Origin of the sequence: Stenotrophomonas maltophilia (genome assembly GCF_047782825.1) — a bacterium.
In the GTDB taxonomy this organism is placed as follows: domain Bacteria; phylum Pseudomonadota; class Gammaproteobacteria; order Xanthomonadales; family Xanthomonadaceae; genus Stenotrophomonas.
Genome location: NZ_CP180589.1, coordinates 1,075,358 through 1,095,430, shown reverse-complemented (window position 1 = coordinate 1,095,430; position 20,073 = coordinate 1,075,358). Strand labels below are relative to the sequence as shown.

General features: G+C 69.2%; 20 protein-coding genes. 9 read left to right on the top strand and 11 right to left on the bottom strand.

The window, feature by feature from the left end; translation table 11 throughout:
* The first annotated feature begins 24 nt into the window (after positions 1–24).
* Both ACM2ZB_RS04995 and ACM2ZB_RS04990 read left to right on the top strand, forming a co-directional pair.
* Positions 25–324 (top strand): DUF2388 domain-containing protein, encoded by a 300-nt coding sequence (locus ACM2ZB_RS04995; RefSeq protein ID WP_313442923.1) that lies wholly within the window; start codon positions 25–27, stop codon positions 322–324.
* A gap of 97 nt (positions 325–421) precedes the next feature.
* Positions 422–2,185 carry a DUF4105 domain-containing protein gene (locus ACM2ZB_RS04990; RefSeq protein ID WP_416057683.1) on the top strand — a complete coding sequence of 588 codons (1,764 nt, stop codon included), beginning with the start codon at positions 422–424 and terminating at the stop codon, positions 2,183–2,185.
* Here the strand turns inward: ACM2ZB_RS04990 and ACM2ZB_RS04985 are convergent.
* Together ACM2ZB_RS04985 and ACM2ZB_RS04980 are read right to left on the bottom strand one after the other, a co-directional pair.
* Positions 2,163–3,230, bottom strand: a complete 1,068-nt coding sequence (locus ACM2ZB_RS04985) for an ATP-binding protein (RefSeq protein ID WP_416057682.1) — start codon at positions 3,228–3,230, stop codon at positions 2,163–2,165. The two genes, ACM2ZB_RS04990 and ACM2ZB_RS04985, sit on opposite strands and share 23 nt — an antisense overlap.
* Positions 3,230–3,946, bottom strand: a complete 717-nt coding sequence (locus ACM2ZB_RS04980) for a response regulator (RefSeq protein WP_416057681.1) — start codon at positions 3,944–3,946, stop codon at positions 3,230–3,232. Before ACM2ZB_RS04980 ends, ACM2ZB_RS04985 begins: the two co-directional genes overlap by 1 nt.
* Positions 3,947–4,074: 128 nt before the next feature.
* On the opposite strand from ACM2ZB_RS04980, the gene ACM2ZB_RS04975 reads away from it, so the two are divergent.
* From ACM2ZB_RS04975 to ACM2ZB_RS04960, 4 genes are all read left to right on the top strand, one after another.
* Positions 4,075–5,223, top strand: a complete 1,149-nt coding sequence (locus ACM2ZB_RS04975; protein WP_416057680.1) for an efflux RND transporter periplasmic adaptor subunit — start codon at positions 4,075–4,077, stop codon at positions 5,221–5,223.
* Positions 5,224–5,244: 21 nt separating this feature from the next.
* The gene (locus ACM2ZB_RS04970) at positions 5,245–8,397 is read left to right on the top strand and encodes a multidrug efflux RND transporter permease subunit (protein ID WP_416057679.1); all 3,153 of its coding nucleotides are present in this window, start codon (positions 5,245–5,247) and stop codon (positions 8,395–8,397) included.
* Positions 8,375–8,767: a nuclear transport factor 2 family protein gene (locus ACM2ZB_RS04965; protein ID WP_416057678.1), complete on the top strand. Its 393-nt coding sequence runs from the start codon at positions 8,375–8,377 to the stop codon at positions 8,765–8,767. The genes ACM2ZB_RS04970 and ACM2ZB_RS04965 overlap by 23 nt, the downstream gene beginning before the upstream one ends.
* Before the next feature lie 95 nt (positions 8,768–8,862).
* Complete coding sequence (locus ACM2ZB_RS04960; RefSeq protein ID WP_416057677.1) at positions 8,863–9,561, top strand: COG3650 family protein; 699 nt, start codon at positions 8,863–8,865, stop codon at positions 9,559–9,561.
* Positions 9,562–9,611: 50 nt separating this feature from the next.
* Here ACM2ZB_RS04960 and ACM2ZB_RS04955 read toward each other — a convergent pair whose 3' ends face one another.
* The 7 genes from ACM2ZB_RS04955 to ACM2ZB_RS04925 form a co-directional block, all read right to left on the bottom strand.
* A complete protein-coding gene (locus tag ACM2ZB_RS04955; protein ID WP_416057676.1) occupies positions 9,612–9,986 on the bottom strand; it encodes a hypothetical protein in 375 nt (124 codons plus the stop codon).
* 139 nt (positions 9,987–10,125) lie between these two features.
* A complete protein-coding gene (yeiP, locus tag ACM2ZB_RS04950; protein WP_079221730.1) occupies positions 10,126–10,692 on the bottom strand; it encodes an elongation factor P-like protein YeiP in 567 nt (188 codons plus the stop codon).
* A gap of 48 nt (positions 10,693–10,740) precedes the next feature.
* Complete coding sequence (locus tag ACM2ZB_RS04945) at positions 10,741–11,511, bottom strand: SDR family oxidoreductase (protein ID WP_416057675.1); 771 nt, start codon at positions 11,509–11,511, stop codon at positions 10,741–10,743.
* A 124-nt stretch (positions 11,512–11,635) separates the two neighbouring features.
* Complete coding sequence (locus ACM2ZB_RS04940; protein WP_416057674.1) at positions 11,636–14,215, bottom strand: EAL and GGDEF domain-containing protein; 2,580 nt, start codon at positions 14,213–14,215, stop codon at positions 11,636–11,638.
* On the bottom strand, positions 14,212–15,105 hold the full coding sequence (locus ACM2ZB_RS04935) for a hydroxymethylglutaryl-CoA lyase (RefSeq protein WP_416057673.1): 894 nt from the start codon (positions 15,103–15,105) through the stop codon (positions 14,212–14,214). Before ACM2ZB_RS04935 ends, ACM2ZB_RS04940 begins: the two co-directional genes overlap by 4 nt.
* A 160-nt stretch (positions 15,106–15,265) precedes the next feature.
* Complete coding sequence (locus tag ACM2ZB_RS04930; protein WP_416057672.1) at positions 15,266–15,652, bottom strand: VOC family protein; 387 nt, start codon at positions 15,650–15,652, stop codon at positions 15,266–15,268.
* Between the two features lies 1 nt (position 15,653).
* Positions 15,654–16,442, bottom strand: a complete 789-nt coding sequence (locus ACM2ZB_RS04925; RefSeq protein ID WP_313442951.1) for an enoyl-CoA hydratase/isomerase family protein — start codon at positions 16,440–16,442, stop codon at positions 15,654–15,656.
* A gap of 117 nt (positions 16,443–16,559) precedes the next feature.
* Here ACM2ZB_RS04925 and ACM2ZB_RS04920 point away from each other — a divergent pair, with 117 nt between their 5' ends.
* From ACM2ZB_RS04920 to ACM2ZB_RS04910, 3 genes are read left to right on the top strand one after another with little or no spacing between them, the layout of a single operon-like run.
* Entirely contained in the window at positions 16,560–16,814 is a 255-nt protein-coding gene (locus ACM2ZB_RS04920) for a FeoA family protein (protein WP_416057671.1), read from the top strand.
* Positions 16,811–18,673 carry a ferrous iron transport protein B gene (gene feoB, locus ACM2ZB_RS04915; RefSeq protein WP_416057670.1) on the top strand — a complete coding sequence of 621 codons (1,863 nt, stop codon included), beginning with the start codon at positions 16,811–16,813 and terminating at the stop codon, positions 18,671–18,673. The genes ACM2ZB_RS04920 and feoB overlap by 4 nt, the downstream gene beginning before the upstream one ends.
* Positions 18,673–18,918, top strand: a complete 246-nt coding sequence (locus tag ACM2ZB_RS04910; protein ID WP_416057669.1) for a DUF6587 family protein — start codon at positions 18,673–18,675, stop codon at positions 18,916–18,918. Before feoB ends, ACM2ZB_RS04910 begins: the two co-directional genes overlap by 1 nt.
* A gap of 119 nt (positions 18,919–19,037) precedes the next feature.
* Here the strand turns inward: ACM2ZB_RS04910 and ACM2ZB_RS04905 are convergent, their stop codons facing one another.
* Together ACM2ZB_RS04905 and ACM2ZB_RS04900 are read right to left on the bottom strand one after the other, a co-directional pair.
* On the bottom strand, positions 19,038–19,619 hold the full coding sequence (locus ACM2ZB_RS04905) for an NAD(P)H-dependent oxidoreductase (protein WP_416057668.1): 582 nt from the start codon (positions 19,617–19,619) through the stop codon (positions 19,038–19,040).
* Between the two features lie 55 nt (positions 19,620–19,674).
* Complete coding sequence (locus ACM2ZB_RS04900; RefSeq protein WP_416057667.1) at positions 19,675–20,070, bottom strand: MerR family transcriptional regulator; 396 nt, start codon at positions 20,068–20,070, stop codon at positions 19,675–19,677.
* Between the last annotated feature and the right edge of the window lie 3 nt (positions 20,071–20,073).

Genomic DNA, 20,073 nt, shown 5'->3' with positions numbered 1-20,073 from the left:
CATTCCCACTGATGGCCTGACCTGATGATCCGTCCGATTCTGCTGCTCGCCCTGCTGTCCCTGCCGCTGGCCGGCTTCGCTTCCAGCTTTGCCGGCACCTCGGCCGGTTCGGCCACGGGTGCTTCCTCGGGTTCGTCGGGCAGCAGCTCGGGCGATGACAAGGTGGTGCTGGCCGCGCGCGATGATGCTGCCGCCTTCGTTGCCAGCGACGGCCAGATCCGCGGCGCACGCCTGCAGGCCGCTCTGGTGCACCTGCGCGAGCAGGATGCCGCCGCACAGCAGCAGAGCGACCTGCAGCTGGCCCGCGCACTGTTGGCCCGCTGACCCACACCGCGTGACAGGCCCGGCATCGCTCCCTGTAGAGCCGAGCCATGCTCGGCTGGGCGGGCGCAGGCGGTCGATCACTGCAGCCACGCATGGCGTGGCTCTACTTCTGATCGCGCACGCTGTGCATGCGGCTGATCGCCTGCAGCTCGACCCCGAAGGACTGAGCGGGCCGCAACAGCGGCTTGCCCGGCAGACCCTGGACGACGTGCAGGCGCTGCTGCCCGAAGGCCTGTTGCGCGCGCTGCCTGCGCAGGTGCAGGTGGCCTGGCGCGATGACCTGCCGGCCGACGTGCACGGGCGTGCCTTCGCTGGACGCATCGCCTTGCGTCGGTCGTTGCTGGACCCCGACATGGCCGGTGCCCGCCGCGCGCGCCGCAGCGCACTGGTGCACGAACTGACCCACGTCGCCGACCGCAGTGGCGCGAACTGGTCACGCAGTGCGCGTTGGCGCGACCTGGCCGGTTGGCAGCGCAGACCCTGGCATCTGGGCCGCGGCGGCAATGCGTTCCGCGACCGCAGTCCCGACCGCTACGAGCTGGATGATCCGGCCGAGTTCCTGGCGGTGAATGCCGAGCGTTTCGTGCTGGACGCCGAGTTCGCCTGCCGGCGCCCCGCAGTGGCGCAGTGGTACCAGGCACATTTCGGCACGCCGCCCTCGCTGCCGGCACCCAACTGCGACGCCACGCTGCCGCTGCTGCAGGCCGATGCCGAAGAGGGCGCCGCATCGCTGCTGCAACTGGACCCGGCGCGCGTCTACGCCGTGGACTACCTGTTTGCCGAGGGCAGTGCGCAGCCGATGAGCCGGTGGGGCCACAGCATGCTGCGCCTGGTGATCTGCCGGCCCGGCCGCGCACCCGGCCCGGACTGCCGTCTGGACCTGGAGTACCACCGTGTCCTGTCCTTCCGTGCCTTTGTCGGCGATGTGCAGATTTCCAACTGGCGCGGGCTGACCGGCGGCTACCCCTCGCGCCTGTTCGTGCTGCCGTTGCAGCAGGTGGTGGACGAATACACCAAGGTCGAGCTGCGTGGCCTGCAATCACTGCCCCTGCAGCTGGACCGCAGCGAGATCGCCAGCCTGCTGGAGCGTACCGCGCAGGTGCACTGGAGCTACGACGGGCGCTATTACTTCGTCAGCAACAACTGTGCGGTGGAAACGGCCAAGCTGCTGCAGGCCGGGGTGCCACGCCTGGGCGACGCCGGCCTGGCCCAGCTGACACCGCGCGGCCTGCGCCGCCGGCTGGTACGCCTGCACGCACTGGACGAACAGGTGCTGGAAGACCGCGGCCGCGCGCAGGCGCAGGGCTATTACTTTGCATCCGCGCGCGACCATTACCAGCAGTTGTTCGCGGTGGCGGCAGCGCAGCTGGCGTTGCCGGCGCGGGATGTACGTAGCTGGCTGAAGCTGCCTGCGCGCGAACGCGCACCCTGGCTGCTGCAGGGCGATGTGCGCGCCAGTGCGGGCCTGCTGTTGCTGGAGCAGGCGGCCCAGCGCCGCAGCGAGCTGCGCGCGCGCGATGTCCTCAAGCGGCGCCTGTTGGCCGCGCCGGACAGTGTCGCCACGCGCGGGCTGCGTGAGCTGCTGGAACAAAGCGGGCAGTGGCTGCGGCCGGGACAGTTGCTGGCCGACGCGGGCTATGGCCTGCCGCTGGCCGAGGAACAGGCGGTGGTGGGCGAGGCGGTTGCCGCCGCCAGTGCGCGTGCGGTCCCCGCGTGGCAATCGCTGCGCCAGCAGCTGCGCGCGCAGTTGCCGCAGGCGCAGCGCCGCGAACTGGATGACATCGATGCCAACCTGGCGGCGCTGGGCGAGCACCTGCGTCGGCAGGCGGCCGAACCGGTTACTGCCGCGGCAGCTCGATGATGAAGCGGCTGCCACCGCTGCGACCCGGCGAGCAGTAGACGCGGCCCCCATGGGCATCGGCGATGGCCTTGACCACCGCCAGGCCCAGGCCACTGCCACCGCCCTGGCGTGAGCGCGAGCCATCGGCACGCATGAAGGGGTGGAAGATCTCCGCATGCAGCGCCGGATCAATGCCGGGGCCCTCATCCTCGATCGCGACCTGCACATGGTCCTGCACGTCGTGCACGGCAATACGCACCCGGCCGGGGCTGGCGTAGCGGCGCGCGTTCTCCAGCAGCGCAAGCAAGGCCTGGCGCAGGCGGGTGGGGTCGCAGTGAGCCGCGTGCTCCTCGCGGCTGGTCTCCAGTTCCAGCACGAAACCGGCGGCACGGAACTGCGGGTCCACCAACGTCATCACCGAATGCACCTCGGCCACCACGTCGGTGCGGGCGCGGCGCACGTCCAGCCGCGCATTGTCGGCCAGGCTCAGCACGCGCAGGTCTTCGATCAGCCGTGACAGGCCTTCGACCTGGGCCATCAGGCTGCGGAACTGCGACCCGTCGGGCTGGAACACGCCCTCGGCCAGCCCCTGCAGGCGGCCGCGCAGGATCGTGACCGGGGTGCGCAGCTCATGGGCGATGGCGGCGTGCCACATCATGCGCTCGCTTTCCATGTGCTGCAGGCGGTGGGCCATGGCGTTGAAGTCGTCCACCAGCGCGGCGACTTCGCCGGGCGAGTCCGCATCTGCAGTGGCGCGTGCGCCCAGGTCGCCGCCGGCCAGCGCACGCACGCTGTCCACCAGCGAGTTCAATGGCGACAGGATGCGATGGGCCAGGCGGAAGGAGGCGGCGACGGCCAGGGCCAGGCCGGTCACGATTACCCCGACCATCCACGCCAGTTCCGGGCCGTTCGGCAGCCAGCCGTCGGGCGCTTCCGCGCTGGCCGGGAAGAACTCCATCAGCACGGCGTACAGCAGCCACGATGACAGGATGGTCATCACGATCACGCCGGTCACCATCAGTGACATGGACACGACGATATGGCGGCTGAGACCGGAGCGACGCATCAGCGGTCGGCCATCAGCCGGTAACCGACCCCGCGCACGCTGGCCGGCACGTTGGCCATTCCGACGTCATCCAGCTTGCGCCGCAGCTTGCTGACATGGCTGTCGACGGTGCGTTCCAGGGCTTCACTTTCGGGCAGGCATTCATGCATCAGCTCGCTGCGGCTGAAGATGCGCGTCGGTGCCAGCGCCATGCAGTGCAGCAGCTTGAACTCGGTCAGGGTCAGCAGCAGCTCGTGGCTGTAGCCATCACCTTCCACGTGGACCGCATGCGTGGCGCTGTCGATCAGCAGCGGGCCGACACGCAGGGCAGTGGCGGCATCCATGCGCGGCAGGCGCAGCGTACGACGCAGCACGGCACGCACGCGCGCAGCCACTTCGGCGGGATTGAACGGCTTGACCACATAGTCGTCGGCGCCCATGCGCAGTGCGGTCAGCTTGTCCAGGTCCTGGTCCAGCGCCGTCAGCATGATGACCGGTGTGTCGCCGCGCTGGCGCAGCTGGCTGAGCACGCTCCAGCCATCCAGGCGCGGCAGCTGCACGTCCAGCAGTACCAGATCGGGGCGGGCGCTGCGGTGCAGTTCCAGGGCGGTCTGGCCATCGCCGGCACGCAGGGTGCGCAGGCCTTCGCGTTCAAGATAGGCGGTGAGGATGTCGGCGATCTCGGCCTCGTCCTCCACGATCAGGACCAGGGCGGCGAGGGCGGGGGTGGCGTGCATGCGGGGCGAGGCCGGAAGGTGCTTGCCTCCATCGTATCTCCACACTTCCTCCATCGAAACCCCATCATCGCCGCGCAGACTGCGCGCTTCATGATTTGTCAGCCGCGTGCGCGGCATTGTGCACAGCAATGAGAACCTTCAGGACTCCGTTCGCGCTGGTCGCGACCCTGGCCTTGGCCATGACGGCCTGCAGCAACCCCGAACCCAGCACCGAAGCGGTGCCGCGTGTCAGCGTCGTCACCGTCGGGCCCCAGCGCGTGCAGCGCGATGACGAGCTGCCCGGACGCGTGGCTGCGGTGCGTACGGCGCAGATCCGTGCCCAGGTGGGCGGCATCGTGCAGCGCCGGATGTTCGAGCAGGGCGCCGAGGTCAGCGCAGGGCAGGCCCTGTTCCAGATCGATCCGGCGGCCTTCCGGGCAGATGTGGATTCTGCGCTGGCGGCCCTGCAGCGCAGCCAGGCCGCACTGTCACGCAGCCGTGTGCAGTCGCAGCGCCTGCATGCCCTGGCCGCCGCGCAGGCGGTCAGCCAGCAGCACCGCGACGACGCCAGCGCCGAGTACGAACAGGCGCGTGCAGCGGTGAACGAGGCGCGGGCGATCCTGTCCCGGCGCCAGCTGGATCTGCGCTACGCCACGGTCAGCGCGCCCATCGACGGCCGCATCGACCAGACGCTGGTGACCGAAGGTGCGCTGGTGGGCGTGGCCGATGCCGAGCCGATGGCGGTGGTGCAGCAGATCGACCAGGTCTACGTGGACGTGCGCCAGCCGGCATCGCAGCTGGAAGCGCTGCAGCGCGGCGCCGGCGGCGGCGATGCGTTGTCGGTGACCATCATCGGCGCGGCGGGCAAGCCGTTGGCCGAACGTGGCCGCCTGCTGTTTTCCGGGGTGAACGTGGATGCGCGCACCGGCGATGTGGTGCTGCGCATCCTGGTCGACAACCCGGGGCGGCAGCTGCTGCCGGGCATGTATGTGCGGGCACGGGTGCCACGCGGGGCGCCGACCGATGCGCTGCTGCTGCCGCAGCAGTCGGTGCTGCGCAGTGCCGGCGGCCAGGCCTACGCCTGGGTGATCGGCGGCGATGGCAGGGCGATGATCCGCACCCTGGAGCTCGACGGCAGTGTCGACCGCCAGTGGCTGGTGCGGCACGGCCTGCAGGCGGGCGACAAGGTGGTTGTCGAAGGCCAGGAACGCCTGCAGGAAGGCGTGACGGTCGATGCGCGCGACTGGCCGATGCCGGTCGCCAAGGCCGCTGCCGCTGGCGCGGCGACACAGGGCTGAGTCCCCACAGGAATCCCGTACATGGCACGGTTCTTCATCGATCGCCCGGTGTTCGCCTGGGTGCTGGCGATCTTCATCATCCTGGCCGGCGTGCTGGCCCTGCCGCGGCTGGCGGTGGAGCGCTACCCGGCGGTGGCACCGCCCAGCGTGAGCATCTATGCCAGTTATCCCGGCGCCAGCCCGCAGACCCTGAACGATGCGGTAGTGGGCCTGATCGAGCGCGAGCTGTCCAGCGTCAAGCACCTGCTGTATTTCGAGTCGTCGGTGGACACGTCGGGTGAAGCTTCGATCACCGCCACGTTCCAACCTGGCACCGACCCGGAGCTGGCCCAGGTGGACGTGCAGAACCGGATCAAGGCGATCGAACCGCGCCTGCCGCGCAGCGTGCGGCAGAACGGCCTGTTCGTGGAAGCGGCCGATTCGGGCTTCCTGATGCTGGTCGGGTTGCGTTCGCCCGATGGCAGCGTGAGCGAAGCCGGGCTGGGCGATTTCATGGCGCGCAACATCATCGAGGAACTGCGCCGCATCGACGGCGTCGGGCGGGTGCAGTTGTTCGGTGCCGAACAGGCCATGCGCATCTGGATCGACCCGACCCGGTTGACCGGCTACGGCCTGACCATGGGCGACGTGGCCACGGCCATCGAACAGCAGAACCTGGACATCTCGCCGGGGCGCATCGGCGATTCACCGGGCGTGCCGGGCCAGCGCATCACCGTGCCGCTGCGGGCCGAGGGCCAGCTGTCCACGCCCGAACAGTTCGCAGGCATCGTACTGCGCGCCGGCAGCGACGGTTCACGGGTGCTGCTGGGCGATGTGGCGCGGATCGAACTGGGCGCGCAGAGCTACGCCTGGGGAACACGCGAAGACGGGCACCCGGCCACGGCGGCCGGCGTGCAGCTGCGCCCGGGCGCCAATGCGGTGCGCACCGCCGGGGCCGTGCGCGAACGCCTGCAGGAACTGCAGCCGCTGCTGCCGCGCGGGGTGGAGTCGAGTGTTCCGTTCGACACCGCGCCGTTCGTCCGCATCTCGATCCAGAAGGTGGTGCAGACCCTGGTGGAGGCCATGCTGCTGGTATTCGCGGTCATGTACCTGTTCCTGCAGAACTGGCGCTACACGCTGATTCCGGCACTGGTCGCTCCCATCGCGCTGCTGGGTACCTTCGCGGTGATGCTGGCGCTGGGCTTCTCGATCAACGTGCTGACCATGTTCGGCATGGTGCTGGCGATCGGCATCATCGTCGACGATGCCATCGTGGTGGTCGAAGGCGTGGAGCGGATCATGGCCGAGGAAGGACTGCCGCCGCGCGAGGCGACGCTGAAGGCGATGCGTGAACTGACCGGGGCGGTGGTCGGCATCACCCTCGTGCTGACCGCGGTGTTCATTCCGATGGCGCTGGCCAGCGGCTCGGTCGGCGCGATCTACCGCCAGTTCACGGTGGCGATGGCGGTGTCGATCCTGTTTTCGGCGCTGCTGGCATTGAGCCTGACGCCGGCGTTGTGCGCGACCCTGCTGAGGCCTGGCACCCATGGGCACCATGGTCGTGGCGGCCTGTTCGGCAGATTCAACCGCGGCTTCGAGCGCATGACCGGCGGCTACCAGCGTGGCGTGGCCGCCGTGCTGCGGCGGAGCGGGCGGGTGATGGGCGTGTTCGCCGCGTTGGTGGTGGCGCTGCTGCTGGGCTTGCACTGGCTGCCGGGCGCCTTCCTGCCGGAGGAGGACCAGGGCTACTTCATGACGTCCATCCAGCTGCCGGCCGAAGCGACCGCCGAACGCACCCTGGCCGTCGTCGAGGCCTACGAGCAGCATGTCGCTTCGCGGCCGGGCATTGCGTCCAACCAGTCGATCCTGGGGTACAGCTTTTCCGGGTCCGGCCCCAGCGCTGCACTGGCCTACACCATGCTGAAGGACTGGGGCGAACGTGCCGGTGCGACGGCAGCCGCTGAAGTGGAGGCGGCGCAGCAGGCGATGGCAACGCTGGCGGAGGGTGAGGTGATGAGCGTGATGCCGCCGGCCATCGACAGCCTGGGGCGTTCCTCCGGTTTCTCACTGGCGCTGCAGGCACGCACCGGGCAGGACCAGGCCGCGCTGCGCGCCGCCCTGCAGCAGTTGCTGAAGCTGGCCCAGGCAAGTCCGCTGCTGGCGGAGGTGCATGCCGATGGCCTGCCGGCAGGCAGCAGCGTGCGACTGGATATCGATCGCGCCAAGGCCGAGGCGATGGGCGTGGCGTTCACCGATATCAGCAGCACCCTGTCGGCGGCGCTGGGTTCGCAGTACGTCAATGACTTCCCCAACAAGGGCAGGATGCAGCAGGTGATCGTGCAGGCCGATGCACCTTTCCGCATGCAGGTGGAGGACGTGCTGAAGCTGTATGTGCGCAACAGCGAGGGCGGCATGGTGGCGTTGTCCGAACTGGTGACCCCGCACTGGACCGAGGCGCCGCTGCAGCTGCAGCGCTACCTGGGCTTTCCCGCGCTGAACCTGTCCGGTGCACCGGCCGGCGGCGTGTCCACCGGCCAGGCCATGGTCGAGATGGAGCGCCTGGCGCAGCAGCTGCCGGCGGGGTTTGCCCTGCAGTGGACCAGCCAGTCGCTGCAGGAGCGCGAATCGGGCGCGCAGGCACCCTGGCTACTGCTGCTGTCGATGCTGGTGGTGTTCCTGGTGCTGGCGGCGCTGTATGAAAGCTGGTCGATTCCCATGGCAGTGATGCTGGTGGTGCCGCTGGGCCTGCTCGGTGCGGTGGCGGCGGTGCTGCTGCGCGGCATGCCCAACGATGTGTTCTTCAAGGTCGGCATGATCACCGTGATCGGCCTGTCGGCGAAGAACGCGATTCTCATCGTCGAATTTGCCCGGCAACTGCAGCAGCAGGGGCGTGGCCTGGCCGAAGCAGCGCTGGAAGCGGCGCGCCTGCGCCTGCGGCCGATCGTGATGACGTCGCTGGCGTTCGCGCTGGGCGTGGTGCCGTTGATGCTGGCCCAGGGCGCTTCGAAGGAAACCCAGCAGGCCATCGGTACCGGTGTGTTCGGCGGCATGGTCAGCGCGACGGTGTTGGCGGTGTTCTTCGTGCCGGTCTTCTATGTGGTGGTGCAGGGCGCGCGGCAGTGGATCGCGCAGCGCCTGCGCAGACGCCGGCCGATGCCGGAAGGATCCCTGGATGGAACGGGACATCGTGGATGACCTGCATGCACCGCAGCTGGCGGCGCTGGAACAGCGCCTGGGACAGGCCCTGCGGGCTGGCGACCACGCGGCCGTGACCGCGCTGGTATCGCCGGCGCTGTTCATGATGGATGGCAACGGCGGACGCGTGCTGGATCTGCCGTGGCTGGGCGACTGGCTGGACGGCCGTCTGCAGGTGCTGGACCTGCAGTGGGGTGCGGTCGAGACGCTGCTGTGCGGCCGCCTGGCGCTGCTGTCCAGCGACATAAGCGTGTCGGTGCGCCGGCAGGGGTTCGAGTACCCGCTCACGCTGCGCCTGCTGCGGGTCTGGACCTGCAGTTCCGGTGCGGACGGTGCGCAGTTGCTGTCGATGGCGGTGCTGGCTGCGTGAACGTGCCCGGCCCGCTTTCAGGCCGCTTTCAGGCCTGGCCGGTGGGGAAGTGGTACGGTCGGATGTCTTCAGCACTATCGACAAGGAGTCGAGCCATGCGTGCAGCTTCCACCCTTTTGGCAGCCTCCCTCAGCCTTGCACTGGCCGCCTGCCAGCCCGCACAAGCGCCCGTTGCGCAGCCAGCGGCGCCCCTGCCTGAACCCACCCCGGCGCCCGCGGTGAGCGACGCAGGTGCCGACGCCGCAGCCGCAACGACTTACCGTTGTGGCGATCTGGATGTGCGCGCCACCTTCGTCGGCGAGGATGCCGCGACCGTGGTGATCGACGGGCGGAGCTTGGCCATGCACGCCGAGCGCGCGGCGTCCGGCGCGAAGTACGGCGATGGGCAGGGCAACAGCTTCTGGACCCGCGGCAGCGACGAAGGCCTGCTGACCCTGAAGGGGGATGCCGACCGCGAGTGCCGTGCGCTGGAGAGCGCCGAAGGCGATGGCAGCGCCGGCACGGCGGCGTTCCGTGCCACCGGCAACGAGCCGGGTTGGCTGGCCGTGGTCGATGGCGATGCGCCGGGCCTGCAGGTGGAGGTCGATTATGGCGAGCGCCGCTTGCAGGTGCCGGCACCCACCCAGGGTGCGGATGGCTGGATCGGCAAGGCCACCGATGGCACCGACATCAAGCTGAGCTACCAGCGCACCACCTGCGAGGACGACATGAGTGGCGAGGCGTTCGAGGCCAAGGTCAATCTGACCATCGGCGCGCGCCAGTACCACGGCTGCGGCAATTTCGGCAGCAAGTAAGCGCACCCCTGTAGCGCCGAGCCCACGCTCGGCTCCACATCATCAAGGGGTCAGCCCTCGCAGGGCTTCAGGTCCAGGTCGAAGTCCAGGTCGTAGCGACCGTTGATGTCGATCAGCGCCGAGCGGACTGCACAGTCATCGTGATGGCGCGCGACCAGGTCGGTGAAGATCTTCTCGCGGCCCTCGCAGTACGTAGCGCTGGCTTCTTCCAGTTCGCGGCGGCGCTCGTCGTCGTAGGGCTCTTCGCCGGCGAAATGCTGGCAGGTGTTCTCGCGTGCGAGGAAGGCCTGCACGTCGGCGGGCATCTGGCAGTAGATGCGCACGTCCTCGACGTCATACACATCCCCGGGCACCGGACAGCCGGCGGCGGCCAGCGCCTGGTCCAGCGCTTCATCGCCGGTCGACGGGGTAGTAGCGGGCGCCACGGCGGGTGCCGGCTCCGCTGCCCCAGGTGGTGCCGCCGGGTCGCTGGCGGTTGCCTTCGGCGTGACATCGGCGGCACTGTCCGCTGCCTGCGGCGAACACGCCGCAAGCAGGGACAGGCAGGCAACCAGCGCGAGGCGCTTAGTCGGCACGGCCGGCGAATTCGCCGGTGGCGGTGTTCACCAGCACGCGCTCACCGTTGGCGATGTATTCCGGAACCATGATCTCGATACCGGTGTTCAGCTTGGCCGGCTTCGGGCGCTTGGTAGCGGTACCGCCCTTCAGTTCCGGCGGGGTCTCGATCACTTCCAGCACGACCGAGGCGGGCAGCTGGATCGCCACCGGCTGCTCGTCGATGACCTGCACGTAGATGCCGGTCAGGCCGTCGGTGATGTAGCCGGCGTCATCGCCGATCACGTCCGCGTCCAGGGTGTAGGGGGTGTAGTCCTCGTCATCCAGGAACACGAAGGCATCGCCGTCCTTGTACGAATAGGTGGACTGGCGGCGCAGCAGTTCGACTTCGACCAGGTTGTCGTCGGCGTCGAAGCTGGCGTCGAGCTTGTTGCCGCCCGGCACGCTGTACATGATGAAACGGAAGCGGACGTTGCCGCCGCGACCCTGCGGCGAGCTGCGCTCGATGTCGCGGATCTGGTACACGCCGTTGTTGTACTCGACGACGTTGCCCTTCTTGATGTCGTTGGCTTTCATGGTGATCTAGGTGGTTGGGGGTGGGCGCCGTCCCGGCGCCCGGGGGAATCACTTCGGAGCGAGGCGGGTAGCGCCGTCCAGGCGGATGGTCTCGCCGTTGAGATAGGTGTTGCCGAGGATGAAGCCGACCAGGCTGGCGAAGTCTTCCGGCTTGCCCAGGCGCGAGGGGAACGGGATCGATGCGGCCAGCGACTGCTGCACGGCCTCGGGCATGCCGTCCACCATCGGCGTCCAGAACACGCCCGGCGCAATCGTATTCACGCGGATGCCGAAGCGCGACAGCTCGCGGGCCATCGGCAGGGTCATCGATACAACGCCGCCCTTGCTGGCGGCATAGGCGGCCTGGCCGATCTGGCCTTCGTAGGCGGCGATGCTGGCGGTGTTGATGATCACGCCGCGCTCGCCGTCGTCGCCGGCCTCGTTGTGCTGCATGCGGTTGGCGGCGGCCTTGGCCACGTTGAAGCTGCCGACCAGGTTGACCATCACCGTGCCCTGGAAGCCGGCCAGTGGCATCGGACCCTCTTTGCCCAGCACGCGGCCGGCGCCGAGGATGCCGGCGCAGTTCATCGCCACGTTCAGGCCGCCCAGGAAGTCGTGGGCCTGGTCGATGGCCGCGGCCACGGCCGCCTCATCGCTGACGTTGACGTTGAAATAGTGGGCCTTGTCGGCACCGAGACCGGCCACGGCGGCCGCGCCCTTGTCGTCGTTCAGATCGAACAGAGCCACCTTGCCGCCCTGGGCGACGAGGTGCTGGGCCACGGCCAGGCCGAGGCCGGAAACGCCGCCAGTGATCACGGCACGTACGGAAGACAGCTGCATTGAACGGTCCTGCAGGTTCGAGAACCGCCGATTCTAACGGAAGCCACGGCGAGCGCTGTTGTGCGCCGCTGCAATCGGGCTTCACCCGTAGCGTCGAGCCATGCTCGACTGCCGTGGCTCGACGCTACAACGGCGGTGGCTGGCGCCCGCGCAGGCGGCGTTCGAACTCGTCCGGGGGCAGGCCGGGGGCGAACAGGAAGCCCTGACCGACGGTGACCCCCAGCCCCAGCAGGCACTGGCGCTGGGCCTCGGTTTCCACGCCTTCGGCCACCACGCCCAGGCCCAGGCTGCGGGCGATGGCGCAGACCGCTTCGCACACGGCCACGTCCGAGCGGTTGCGCGGGATGCCTTCGACAAACAGCTGGCTCAGTTTCAGGCCGTGGATGGGCAGCCGCCGCAGGTAGTTCAGGGCGCTGTAGCCCTCGCCGAAATCATCGATGGTCAGCATCACGCCCATCTCGCGCAGGCGGGCGAAGGTGCGCAGGGTGTCCGGTGCGTCCTCGATCAGGACCCGTTCGGTGAACTCCAGTTCCAGCGCGGTGCCGGGCAGGCCGAACTCGTCCAGCACCTGACGCACCCAGCGGGCCAGGTCTTCGCCCACGAACTGCCGCCAGGACACGTTCACTGCCACACGCAGCGTGCCCAGCCCGTCGTCCTGCCATTGCCGCACCTGGCGGCAGGCCTCGCGCAGCGCCCATTGGCCGATGCGGACGATATCGCCGGTATGTTCGGCGTGGCGGATGAACAGGTCCGGGCGCATCTGCCCCAGCTGGGTGTTGTGCCAGCGCATCAGGGCTTCGCAGCCGATGGTGGCGCCGCTGCGCAGGCTGATCTGCGGCTGGTAGACCAGGCGGAACTCATCGCCGTCCAGTGCCTTGTGCAGCCGGCTTTCGATCTGCAGACGGTCGTTCTGGCGCTGCGCCAGCTCGGGCGAAAACACCTGCCAGCCGTTGCGGGTGCGGCGCTTGCACTCGTACATGGCCGTGTCGGCGTTCTGGATCAGCTGCTGCGGGCGATCGCCGTCGCGCGGCGCCACCGCGATGCCGATGCTGGCGGTGACCGGGAATTCATCGCTGCCCAGCTGGAACGGTGACGAGAACGCAGCGGTGATGCGCTCGGCCAGCTGTTCGGCCTGGTCGGGCTGGTCGCGTACATCGCAGATCACCAGGAATTCGTCGCCACCGAAGCGGGCCAGCAGGCCTTCGGTGCCGATGGCCGTGGCAATGCGCCGGGTGGCTTCGATCAGCAGTTCATCGCCGGCGTTGTGGCCCAGCAGATCATTCACCACCTTGAAGCGGTCCAGGTCGATGTACAGCACCGCCACGCGGTCGTGGCCGGGGCTGCCCATGCGCACGCCCAGGTCGTTCAGTACGGCATCCCGGTTCATGATGCCGGTCAGCGGATCGGTGCGCGCCTGCACACGCAGGGTTTCCTCGGCCTGCTTGCGTTCGGTGATGTCCTGCACGGTGCCGGCGATGCGCGCCGCATCGACATCGCCGGTGGAGACCTCGCCGATCATGCGGATCCAGAACGAATGGCCGTCGCGGCGCTGGCCCTGCAGTTCCAGGCCGAAGCTGCTGCGGTGTTCGATGGTGTCGGCCAGGGCCTGCTGCAGGGCGACGCGGTCATCGCTGCGCAGGCAGTCCAGCAGGTCGGGCATGTCGTTCATGTCCAGCGGCTGGCCGACGATGCGGCGTGCCTCGTCGGTCAGGTACAGGCGCTGCAGGCCACGGTCCCATTCCCAGCCGCCAATGTGGGCCAGCGACTGCGCGCGGGCGAACAGGGTGTTGTTGCGCTTCAGTTCGGTGATGTCACTGAACATCGAATACACATGATCGGCCTGGTCGCAGCCGGTGCCGAACACCGGCACGTTGGTGGTGGACAGCCACAGCATGCGCCCCCGCGGGCGGTGGTACAGGCCGATGATGGTGCTGCGGATCACCCGCCCGGCCTGGAAGCAGCGGTTGGTGGGCCACTGCGCGGGGGTCAGGGTGTTGCCGTTCTCGTCCACGATCAGCCAGGCCTCGGGGTCGAGCAGGGCGTTGAAGCCGCTGCCATGGCCGTTGCCGTTCACCCCCAGGATGCGGTGCGCGGCCGGGTTGGCCGACAGGACGCGCAGGTCGCGGTCGAACAGGATCACGCCCTTGTCGATCGATTCCATCAGCAGGCGGTAGCGCGATTCGGCGCGCCAGCGGCCGCTCAGGTCGCGGGCGACGGCGACGATGCAGGGCTCGCCGTGGTCCTGGAACCCGGCCGAGTGCACCTCCACCGGGAAGCGGCTGCCGTCGCCGCGCATGTTGGTCACTTCGATGACATAGGTGTCGCCGCGGTTCAGCGCTTCCCACACCGGCTGCAGGTGGTCGCTGGGCAGGTCGGGGTTGAGCAGTTCGATGGGTTGGCCGACGATGGCGTCGCGTGGCCGGTCATAGGCCAGGATGCCGGCGCGGTTGACGTCCAGCACCACGCCCTCGGCGCTGAGGATGCTGACCGGGTCGGGTACCGCATTGAAAAGGGCCGCGTAGCGGTCCTGCGCTTCGGTCATGCGCTGGCGGGACTCGGCCAGCGCATCCATGGCCTGGCGCAGCACGCCGGCCTGCGGGGGCGTTGCCGCGGCCAGCGCCGCATGCAGTGCGGCCAGCGCGTCGTCGGTCGCGGCGGAATCTTCGCCGAATGCCGGAACGTCGCGCGGGCCGCTGTTGTTCATGTCGCCGCCAGGGCCTGCCCGACCCGGCTGGCGGTGGCGCGGCCGAGCAGCCCGGCCAGCCAGCGGCCGGTTTCGGCCAGCGCCGGCAGGTCCACCCCGCATTCCAGGCCCAGGCCCTGCAGCAGATAGACCACGTCCTCGCTGGCGACGTTGCCGCTGGCGCCCTTGGCGTAGGGGCAGCCGCCGGCGCCGGACACGGCGCTGTCGACCACGCGCACGCCTTCTTCCAGGCAGCTGGCGATGTTGGCCACGGCCTGGCCGTAGGTATCGTGGAAATGCACGGCCAGGGCGCTCATCGGGATCTCCGCGGCCACGGCCTGCAGCATGGCCAGCGCCTTGCGCGGGGTGCCCACGCCGATGGTGTCGCCCAGCGAGATTTCGTAGCAGCCCATCTCATGCAGCGCGCGCGCCACCCGCACCACGTCGGCCAGCGGCACCTCGCCCTGGTAGGGGCAGCCCAGCACGGTCGATACGTAGCCGCGCACGCGCACGCCATCGTCGGCGGCCCGGCGCAGGATCGGCGCGAAACGGGCCAGCGATTCGTCGATGCCGGCATTGGTATTGGTCCGGTTGAAGGCCTCGGACGCGGCGGTGAACACCGCCACTTCCTGCACGCCCACCGCGCGGGCGCGGTCGTAGCCCTGTTCGTTGGGCACCAGCACCGGGTAGGCGATGCCCGCGCGGCGATCGATGCCCTGGTAGACCTCGGCGGCGTCGGCCAGCTGCGGGACCCAGCGTGGGCTGACGAAGCTGGTGGCCTCGATGGTGCGCAGGCCGGTGGCGGACAGGCGATCGATCAGGGCGATCTTGTCGGCGGTGGCCACGGCCTGCTTTTCGTTCTGCAGGCCATCGCGCGGCCCGACTTCGACGATACGGACGAAATCGCTCATCGGCGCACCCCCGGGGCGGGCAGGGCGGGACGGGCGGCAGGGGCGAGGGCAGGTGCGATCACGTGGATTCCTGGGGAACGGGCGGCCGCCCGGTCTCCACCAGGCTGCCAACAGGGATACGCAGGCGGGTCGCCGAAGCGGCCACGCCCGGTTGCGGGACTCAGGCGGGGCGGTTGCAGACCGCCTCGATGTTGTTGCCGTCCGGGTCGATCACGAAGGCGGCGTAGTAGTCCGGGTGGTACCAGGGGCGCAGGCCGGGGGCGCCATTGTCGCGGCCGCCCGCGGCCAGAGCGGCGGCGTGGAAGGCGTCCACCTGGGCGCGGTCGGCGCAGGCGAAGGCCACATGCACGCCCTGGCTGGGCACCCCGCCATTGCCGATCCAGAAGAACGGCTTGCCGCCGCTGCCGAAGCCGACGTGGTCGTGGGCGCCGGTCTGTTCGGCGGTCACTTCCATCACCAGGGTGAGCTGCAGCGGCGCCAGGGCCTGCAGGAAGAACGCCTTGCTGCGCGGCAGGTCGCCGCTGCACAGGCCGATGTGGTCGAGCATGTCAGGCCTCCGTGACCCAGTGCGGCGCGCGCTTGTCGAGGAAGGCGCCCAAGCCCTCCTGGCCTTCGGCGGACACCCGCAGGCGCGCGATCAGGGCGGCATTGTCGCGGTCCAGGGTGTCACGGTCATGGCTGTCGCGGACCTGGCGGACCAGCAGCTTGGCCGACGCCGAGGCGATCGGGCCGGCCTTGTCCAGCAGGGCAAGCTGGCGCTGCACGGCCTCGTCCAGACGCTCCGGTTCGACCAGCTGGTGGACCAGGCCGATGCGCAGGGCGGTTTCGGCATCGAAGTGTTCGCCGGTGGCGAACCAGCGGCGGGCCTGGCGCGGGCCGATGGCCTCGATCACATAGGGCGAGATCACTGCCGGCAGCAGGCCCAGGCGGCTTTCGGTCAGGCCGAAACGGGCGGCGCTGGTGGCGATGGCGATGTCGCAGCAGGCGACCAGGCCGACACCGCCGCCGAAAGCGGCGCCATGGACCCGGGCCAGGGTCGGCTTGGGCAGTTCATCCAGGGTGCGCATCAGCCGGGCCAGGGCCAGCGAATCCTCGCGGTTTTCGGCCTCGCTGGCGGCCGCCATGCCGCGCATCCACTGCAGGTCGGCGCCGGCCGAGAAGGAGGCACCGTGGCCGGCCAGGACCACCACGCGGACGGCGGGGTCGCGTCCGGCGGCTTCCAGGGCGGCGGTCAGCCGGGCGATCAGGCCGGCGTCGAAGGCGTTGTGCAGCTCCGGCCGGTTCAGCCAGAGGGTCAGGGCGGCGCCAGAGCGCTCGATCTGCAAAGCATCGTTCATGGGATTCGGGTTACTCCATACCTGTATGGATCATAGCGGGCCATTGGTCATGGGCCATGACGCGACGCGGGAATGTTAGAATCGAGAACCATTTACATCCAGCTGAGATCGCGCTAGATGACGCTGTCCGAACTGCCTCTGCACACCCCGGCCGTAGTCGATTCCGTGCAGGACCTGCACGCCAACGATGCCATCGCCCGGCGGCTGCGCGAGCTGGGCTTCGTCAAGGGCGAGGAAGTGCGCCTGGTGGCCAAGGGCCCGGTGGGCGGCGAACCGTTGCTGGTGCAGGTGGGCTTCACCCGTTTCGCGCTGCGTATCAGTGAGGCCAAACGGATCGTGATCGATACCGCCGGCCAGGAGTCCCGAGCATGAATGCCGCCGTCAACGCCGCACCGCTGCGTATTGCGCTGGTCGGCAACCCCAACAGCGGCAAGACCGCCCTGTTCAACCAGCTGACCGGCAGCCGGCAGAAGGTTGCCAACTACACCGGCGTGACCGTCGAGCGCAAGGAAGGCCGCCTGCGTGCGCCGTCCGGCCGCGAATTCGCCGTACTGGACCTGCCGGGCGCCTACAGCCTGCAGCCGGCCAGCCTGGACGAAGCGATCACCCGCGACCTGTGCCGGGGCTTCTACCCGGGCGAGGCCGCGCCGGACGTGCTCCTGTGCGTGATCGACGCCACCAACCTGCGCCTGCACCTGCGCTTTGCGCTGGAACTGCGCGAGCTGGGCAAGCCGATGGTGATCGCGCTGAACATGGTCGACGCGGCCCAGCGCCGTGGCATCCGCATCGACGTGGCCGCGCTGGAGCGCGAGATCGGCGTGCCGGTGGTGGAAACCGTGGCCGTGCGCAAGCAGGGCGCCAAGGCGCTGGTCGACCGCCTGGATGCGATGGTGCCGCACCTGGATGCGCCGCTGGCCGGCGTTGAAGGTGGCATCGATTACCACGCCAAGGTGCGAAGCATCCTTTCGGCCGCCGTCAGCATGCCGGCACGGACCGCGAAGATCGACGACACCCTGGATCGCTGGCTGCTGCACCCGGTGTACGGCCTGATCACTCTGGTGGTGGTCATGTTCCTGATCTTCCAGGCGGTATTCGCCTGGGCCACGCCGCTGATGGATGGCATCGAAGCCGGCTTCGGCTGGCTGGGTGAATTCGTGGGCGGCGTGCTGCCGGAAGGCCCGCTGACCAGCCTGCTGACCGACGGCATCATCGCCGGCCTGGGGGGCGTGGTGGTGTTCCTGCCGCAGATCCTGATCCTGTTCGCCTTCATCCTGGCGCTGGAAGAATCCGGCTACCTGCCGCGCGCGGCCTTCCTGCTCGACCGCATGATGGCGGGTGCGGGCCTGTCGGGCCGTTCGTTCATCCCGCTGCTGTCCAGCTTCGCCTGTGCGGTGCCGGGCATCATGGCCACCCGCAGCATCCAGGATCCGCGTGACCGCCTGGCGACCATCCTGGTGGCGCCGCTGATGACCTGCTCGGCGCGCCTGCCCGTGTATGCACTGCTGATCGGCGCGTTCATTCCGGCCGGCAAGGTCGGCATCTTCAACCAGCAGGGCCTGGTGCTGTTCGGCCTGTACGTGGCCGGCATTCTCAGCGCGCTGGTGATGTCGTGGGTGATGAAGAAATGGCGCCGCGACAAGAGCGAGCACCCGCTGATGCTGGAGCTGCCGTCCTACCGCCTGCCGCATGTGCGCGACCTGGCCGTGGGCCTGTACGAGCGCGGCATGATCTTCCTGCGCCGGGTGGGTGGCATCATCCTGGCCCTGACCATCCTGCTGTGGGTGCTGCTGACCTTCCCGGGTGCGCCGGCCGACGCCACCATGCCGGCCATCGACTACAGCTACGCCGGCCAGATCGGCCATGCGATGACCGCGGTCTTCGCGCCGCTGGGCTTCAACTGGCAGATCTGCATCGCGCTGATCCCGGGCCTGGCCGCGCGCGAAGTGGCCGTGTCCTCGCTGGCCACGGTCTATGCGCTGTCGGCGGCGGACGATGATGCGGCCATCTCGGCGCTGTCGCCGGTGGTGGCCGATGGCTGGTCGCTGGCCACCGGCCTGGCGCTGATGGTGTGGTTCATCTACGCACCGATGTGCATTTCCACGCTGGCCACGATCAAGCGCGAGACCAACTCGTGGAAGACCATGGGCTTCTCGGCGCTGTACCTGTTCGCTGCGGCCTATGTGGCGGCGCTGATCACCTACCAGGTGACCGTGGCGCTGGGAGGCGGCTGATGGACGCCGGCCTGCTGATCCAGTACCTGATCATCGCCGTGGCCGTCGTGGTCAGCGCGTGGGTGGTGCTGAAGAAGCAGTTTCCCGGCACCGCGCGCAGGCTGCGCGGCGCCCTGGCGCTGGCCCTGCTGAAGCCGGGCCGCGCCGGGTGGATGCAGGCGCTGGGGCGGAAGATCGCGCCGCCGGCCAGCGGCGGTGGTGGCGCCTGCGGTGGCTGCGACAGCTGCGGGCCCAGCAAAAAGTAGAGCCGAGCCATGCTCGGCTGCTGTACGCGGGGGCCTTCATCCACGCATGGCGTGGATCTACTAGTCCCCATCCACGCATGGCGTGGATCTACTAGTCCCCATCCGCGCGTGGCGTGGATCTACCGCGCCTGGCGGCCCAGCTCCGCCACCCGCTGCAGCCAGCGCTCCCGCTGCGCCGGCGTGCTGCTGCGCACCGCACCCAGACGACTGACCCGCACCGGGCGGATGCCGCAGAATTCCAGGACGGTGGCGCGCAGCTGGGTGATGCCCGCATCGCGGTAGATCCACCGGTAGTACCAGGGGGGCGTGTCCATCGTGGTGATCACCCGCGCGCTGCGGCCCGCCAGCAGCCGGTCCCACCAGACCGAGCCGCGCCGATACCGGAACGCGAAGCCCGGCAGAAGTACCCGATCAAGGAAGCCCTTCAGCAAGGCCGGCGCGGCGCCCCACCAGGTGGGGTAGACCAGCACCAGGTGATCGCAGGCCGCGATGGCATCGCTGGCTTCCTGCAGGTCGTGTTCAAGGGCCTGGATCTGTCGATAGCCATGGCGCAGCACCGGGTCGAATTCCAGCTCGCCCAGTGCGATCAGCCGCACGCTGTGGCCGGCGTTTGTCGCGGCGGTGGCGTAGCGCTGGGCCAGTGCGCCACATAGGCTGTTGCGGTCGGGGTGGCCCAGCAGAATGAGAATGGAACGTGGCACGACAACCTCGGGCAGTGGAAAGCGTGCGAGGTTGGGCTGTGCCCCAGGGGCAGAGTCAAACCGGAGCTGCGCAGGTGTCGTTGTCCAGATCGCAGGCCGTGCCGCCCGTGTCCAGCCACTGCCGTAATTCCTGGCTGATCTGCTGCAGGGCGATGTCGACCTGTGCCAGGCGGGTGCGCTCACGGGTGATGCGCGCGCGCTGTGCTTCCAGCAGGGCGAGCACCGCGGGCCAGTCGAGCTGGCCGTGGCCGTCCTGCAGGCGCGCGATGCTGCCCAGGCTGATGCCCAGCCCCAAGGCCTGGCGGATCAGCTGCACCCAGGCGACATCCCGGGCGCTGTAATCGCGGTAGCGGTTGATACGCGGCACCGGCGGCAGCAGGCCGCGCGCCTCATACAGGCGGATTGCTTTGGCGCTGGCGCCGGTCAGCCGGCTGACCTCGGAAATGCGCACTGC

Coding starts and splice junctions, on each gene's coding strand:
- ACM2ZB_RS04995 (WP_313442923.1), top strand. CDS start 25: ATGATCCGTCCGATTCTGCTGCTCGCCCTGCTGTCCCTGCCGCTGGCC.
- ACM2ZB_RS04985 (WP_416057682.1), bottom strand. CDS start 3,230: ATGCGTCGCTCCGGTCTCAGCCGCCATATCGTCGTGTCCATGTCACTG.
- ACM2ZB_RS04980 (WP_416057681.1), bottom strand. CDS start 3,946: ATGCACGCCACCCCCGCCCTCGCCGCCCTGGTCCTGATCGTGGAGGAC.
- ACM2ZB_RS04975 (WP_416057680.1), top strand. CDS start 4,075: ATGAGAACCTTCAGGACTCCGTTCGCGCTGGTCGCGACCCTGGCCTTG.
- ACM2ZB_RS04970 (WP_416057679.1), top strand. CDS start 5,245: ATGGCACGGTTCTTCATCGATCGCCCGGTGTTCGCCTGGGTGCTGGCG.
- ACM2ZB_RS04965 (WP_416057678.1), top strand. CDS start 8,375: ATGGAACGGGACATCGTGGATGACCTGCATGCACCGCAGCTGGCGGCG.
- ACM2ZB_RS04960 (WP_416057677.1), top strand. CDS start 8,863: ATGCGTGCAGCTTCCACCCTTTTGGCAGCCTCCCTCAGCCTTGCACTG.
- yeiP (WP_079221730.1), bottom strand. CDS start 10,692: ATGAAAGCCAACGACATCAAGAAGGGCAACGTCGTCGAGTACAACAAC.
- ACM2ZB_RS04945 (WP_416057675.1), bottom strand. CDS start 11,511: ATGCAGCTGTCTTCCGTACGTGCCGTGATCACTGGCGGCGTTTCCGGC.
- ACM2ZB_RS04940 (WP_416057674.1), bottom strand. CDS start 14,215: ATGAACAACAGCGGCCCGCGCGACGTTCCGGCATTCGGCGAAGATTCC.
- ACM2ZB_RS04935 (WP_416057673.1), bottom strand. CDS start 15,105: ATGAGCGATTTCGTCCGTATCGTCGAAGTCGGGCCGCGCGATGGCCTG.
- ACM2ZB_RS04930 (WP_416057672.1), bottom strand. CDS start 15,652: ATGCTCGACCACATCGGCCTGTGCAGCGGCGACCTGCCGCGCAGCAAG.
- ACM2ZB_RS04925 (WP_313442951.1), bottom strand. CDS start 16,442: ATGAACGATGCTTTGCAGATCGAGCGCTCTGGCGCCGCCCTGACCCTC.
- ACM2ZB_RS04920 (WP_416057671.1), top strand. CDS start 16,560: ATGACGCTGTCCGAACTGCCTCTGCACACCCCGGCCGTAGTCGATTCC.
- feoB (WP_416057670.1), top strand. CDS start 16,811: ATGAATGCCGCCGTCAACGCCGCACCGCTGCGTATTGCGCTGGTCGGC.
- ACM2ZB_RS04910 (WP_416057669.1), top strand. CDS start 18,673: ATGGACGCCGGCCTGCTGATCCAGTACCTGATCATCGCCGTGGCCGTC.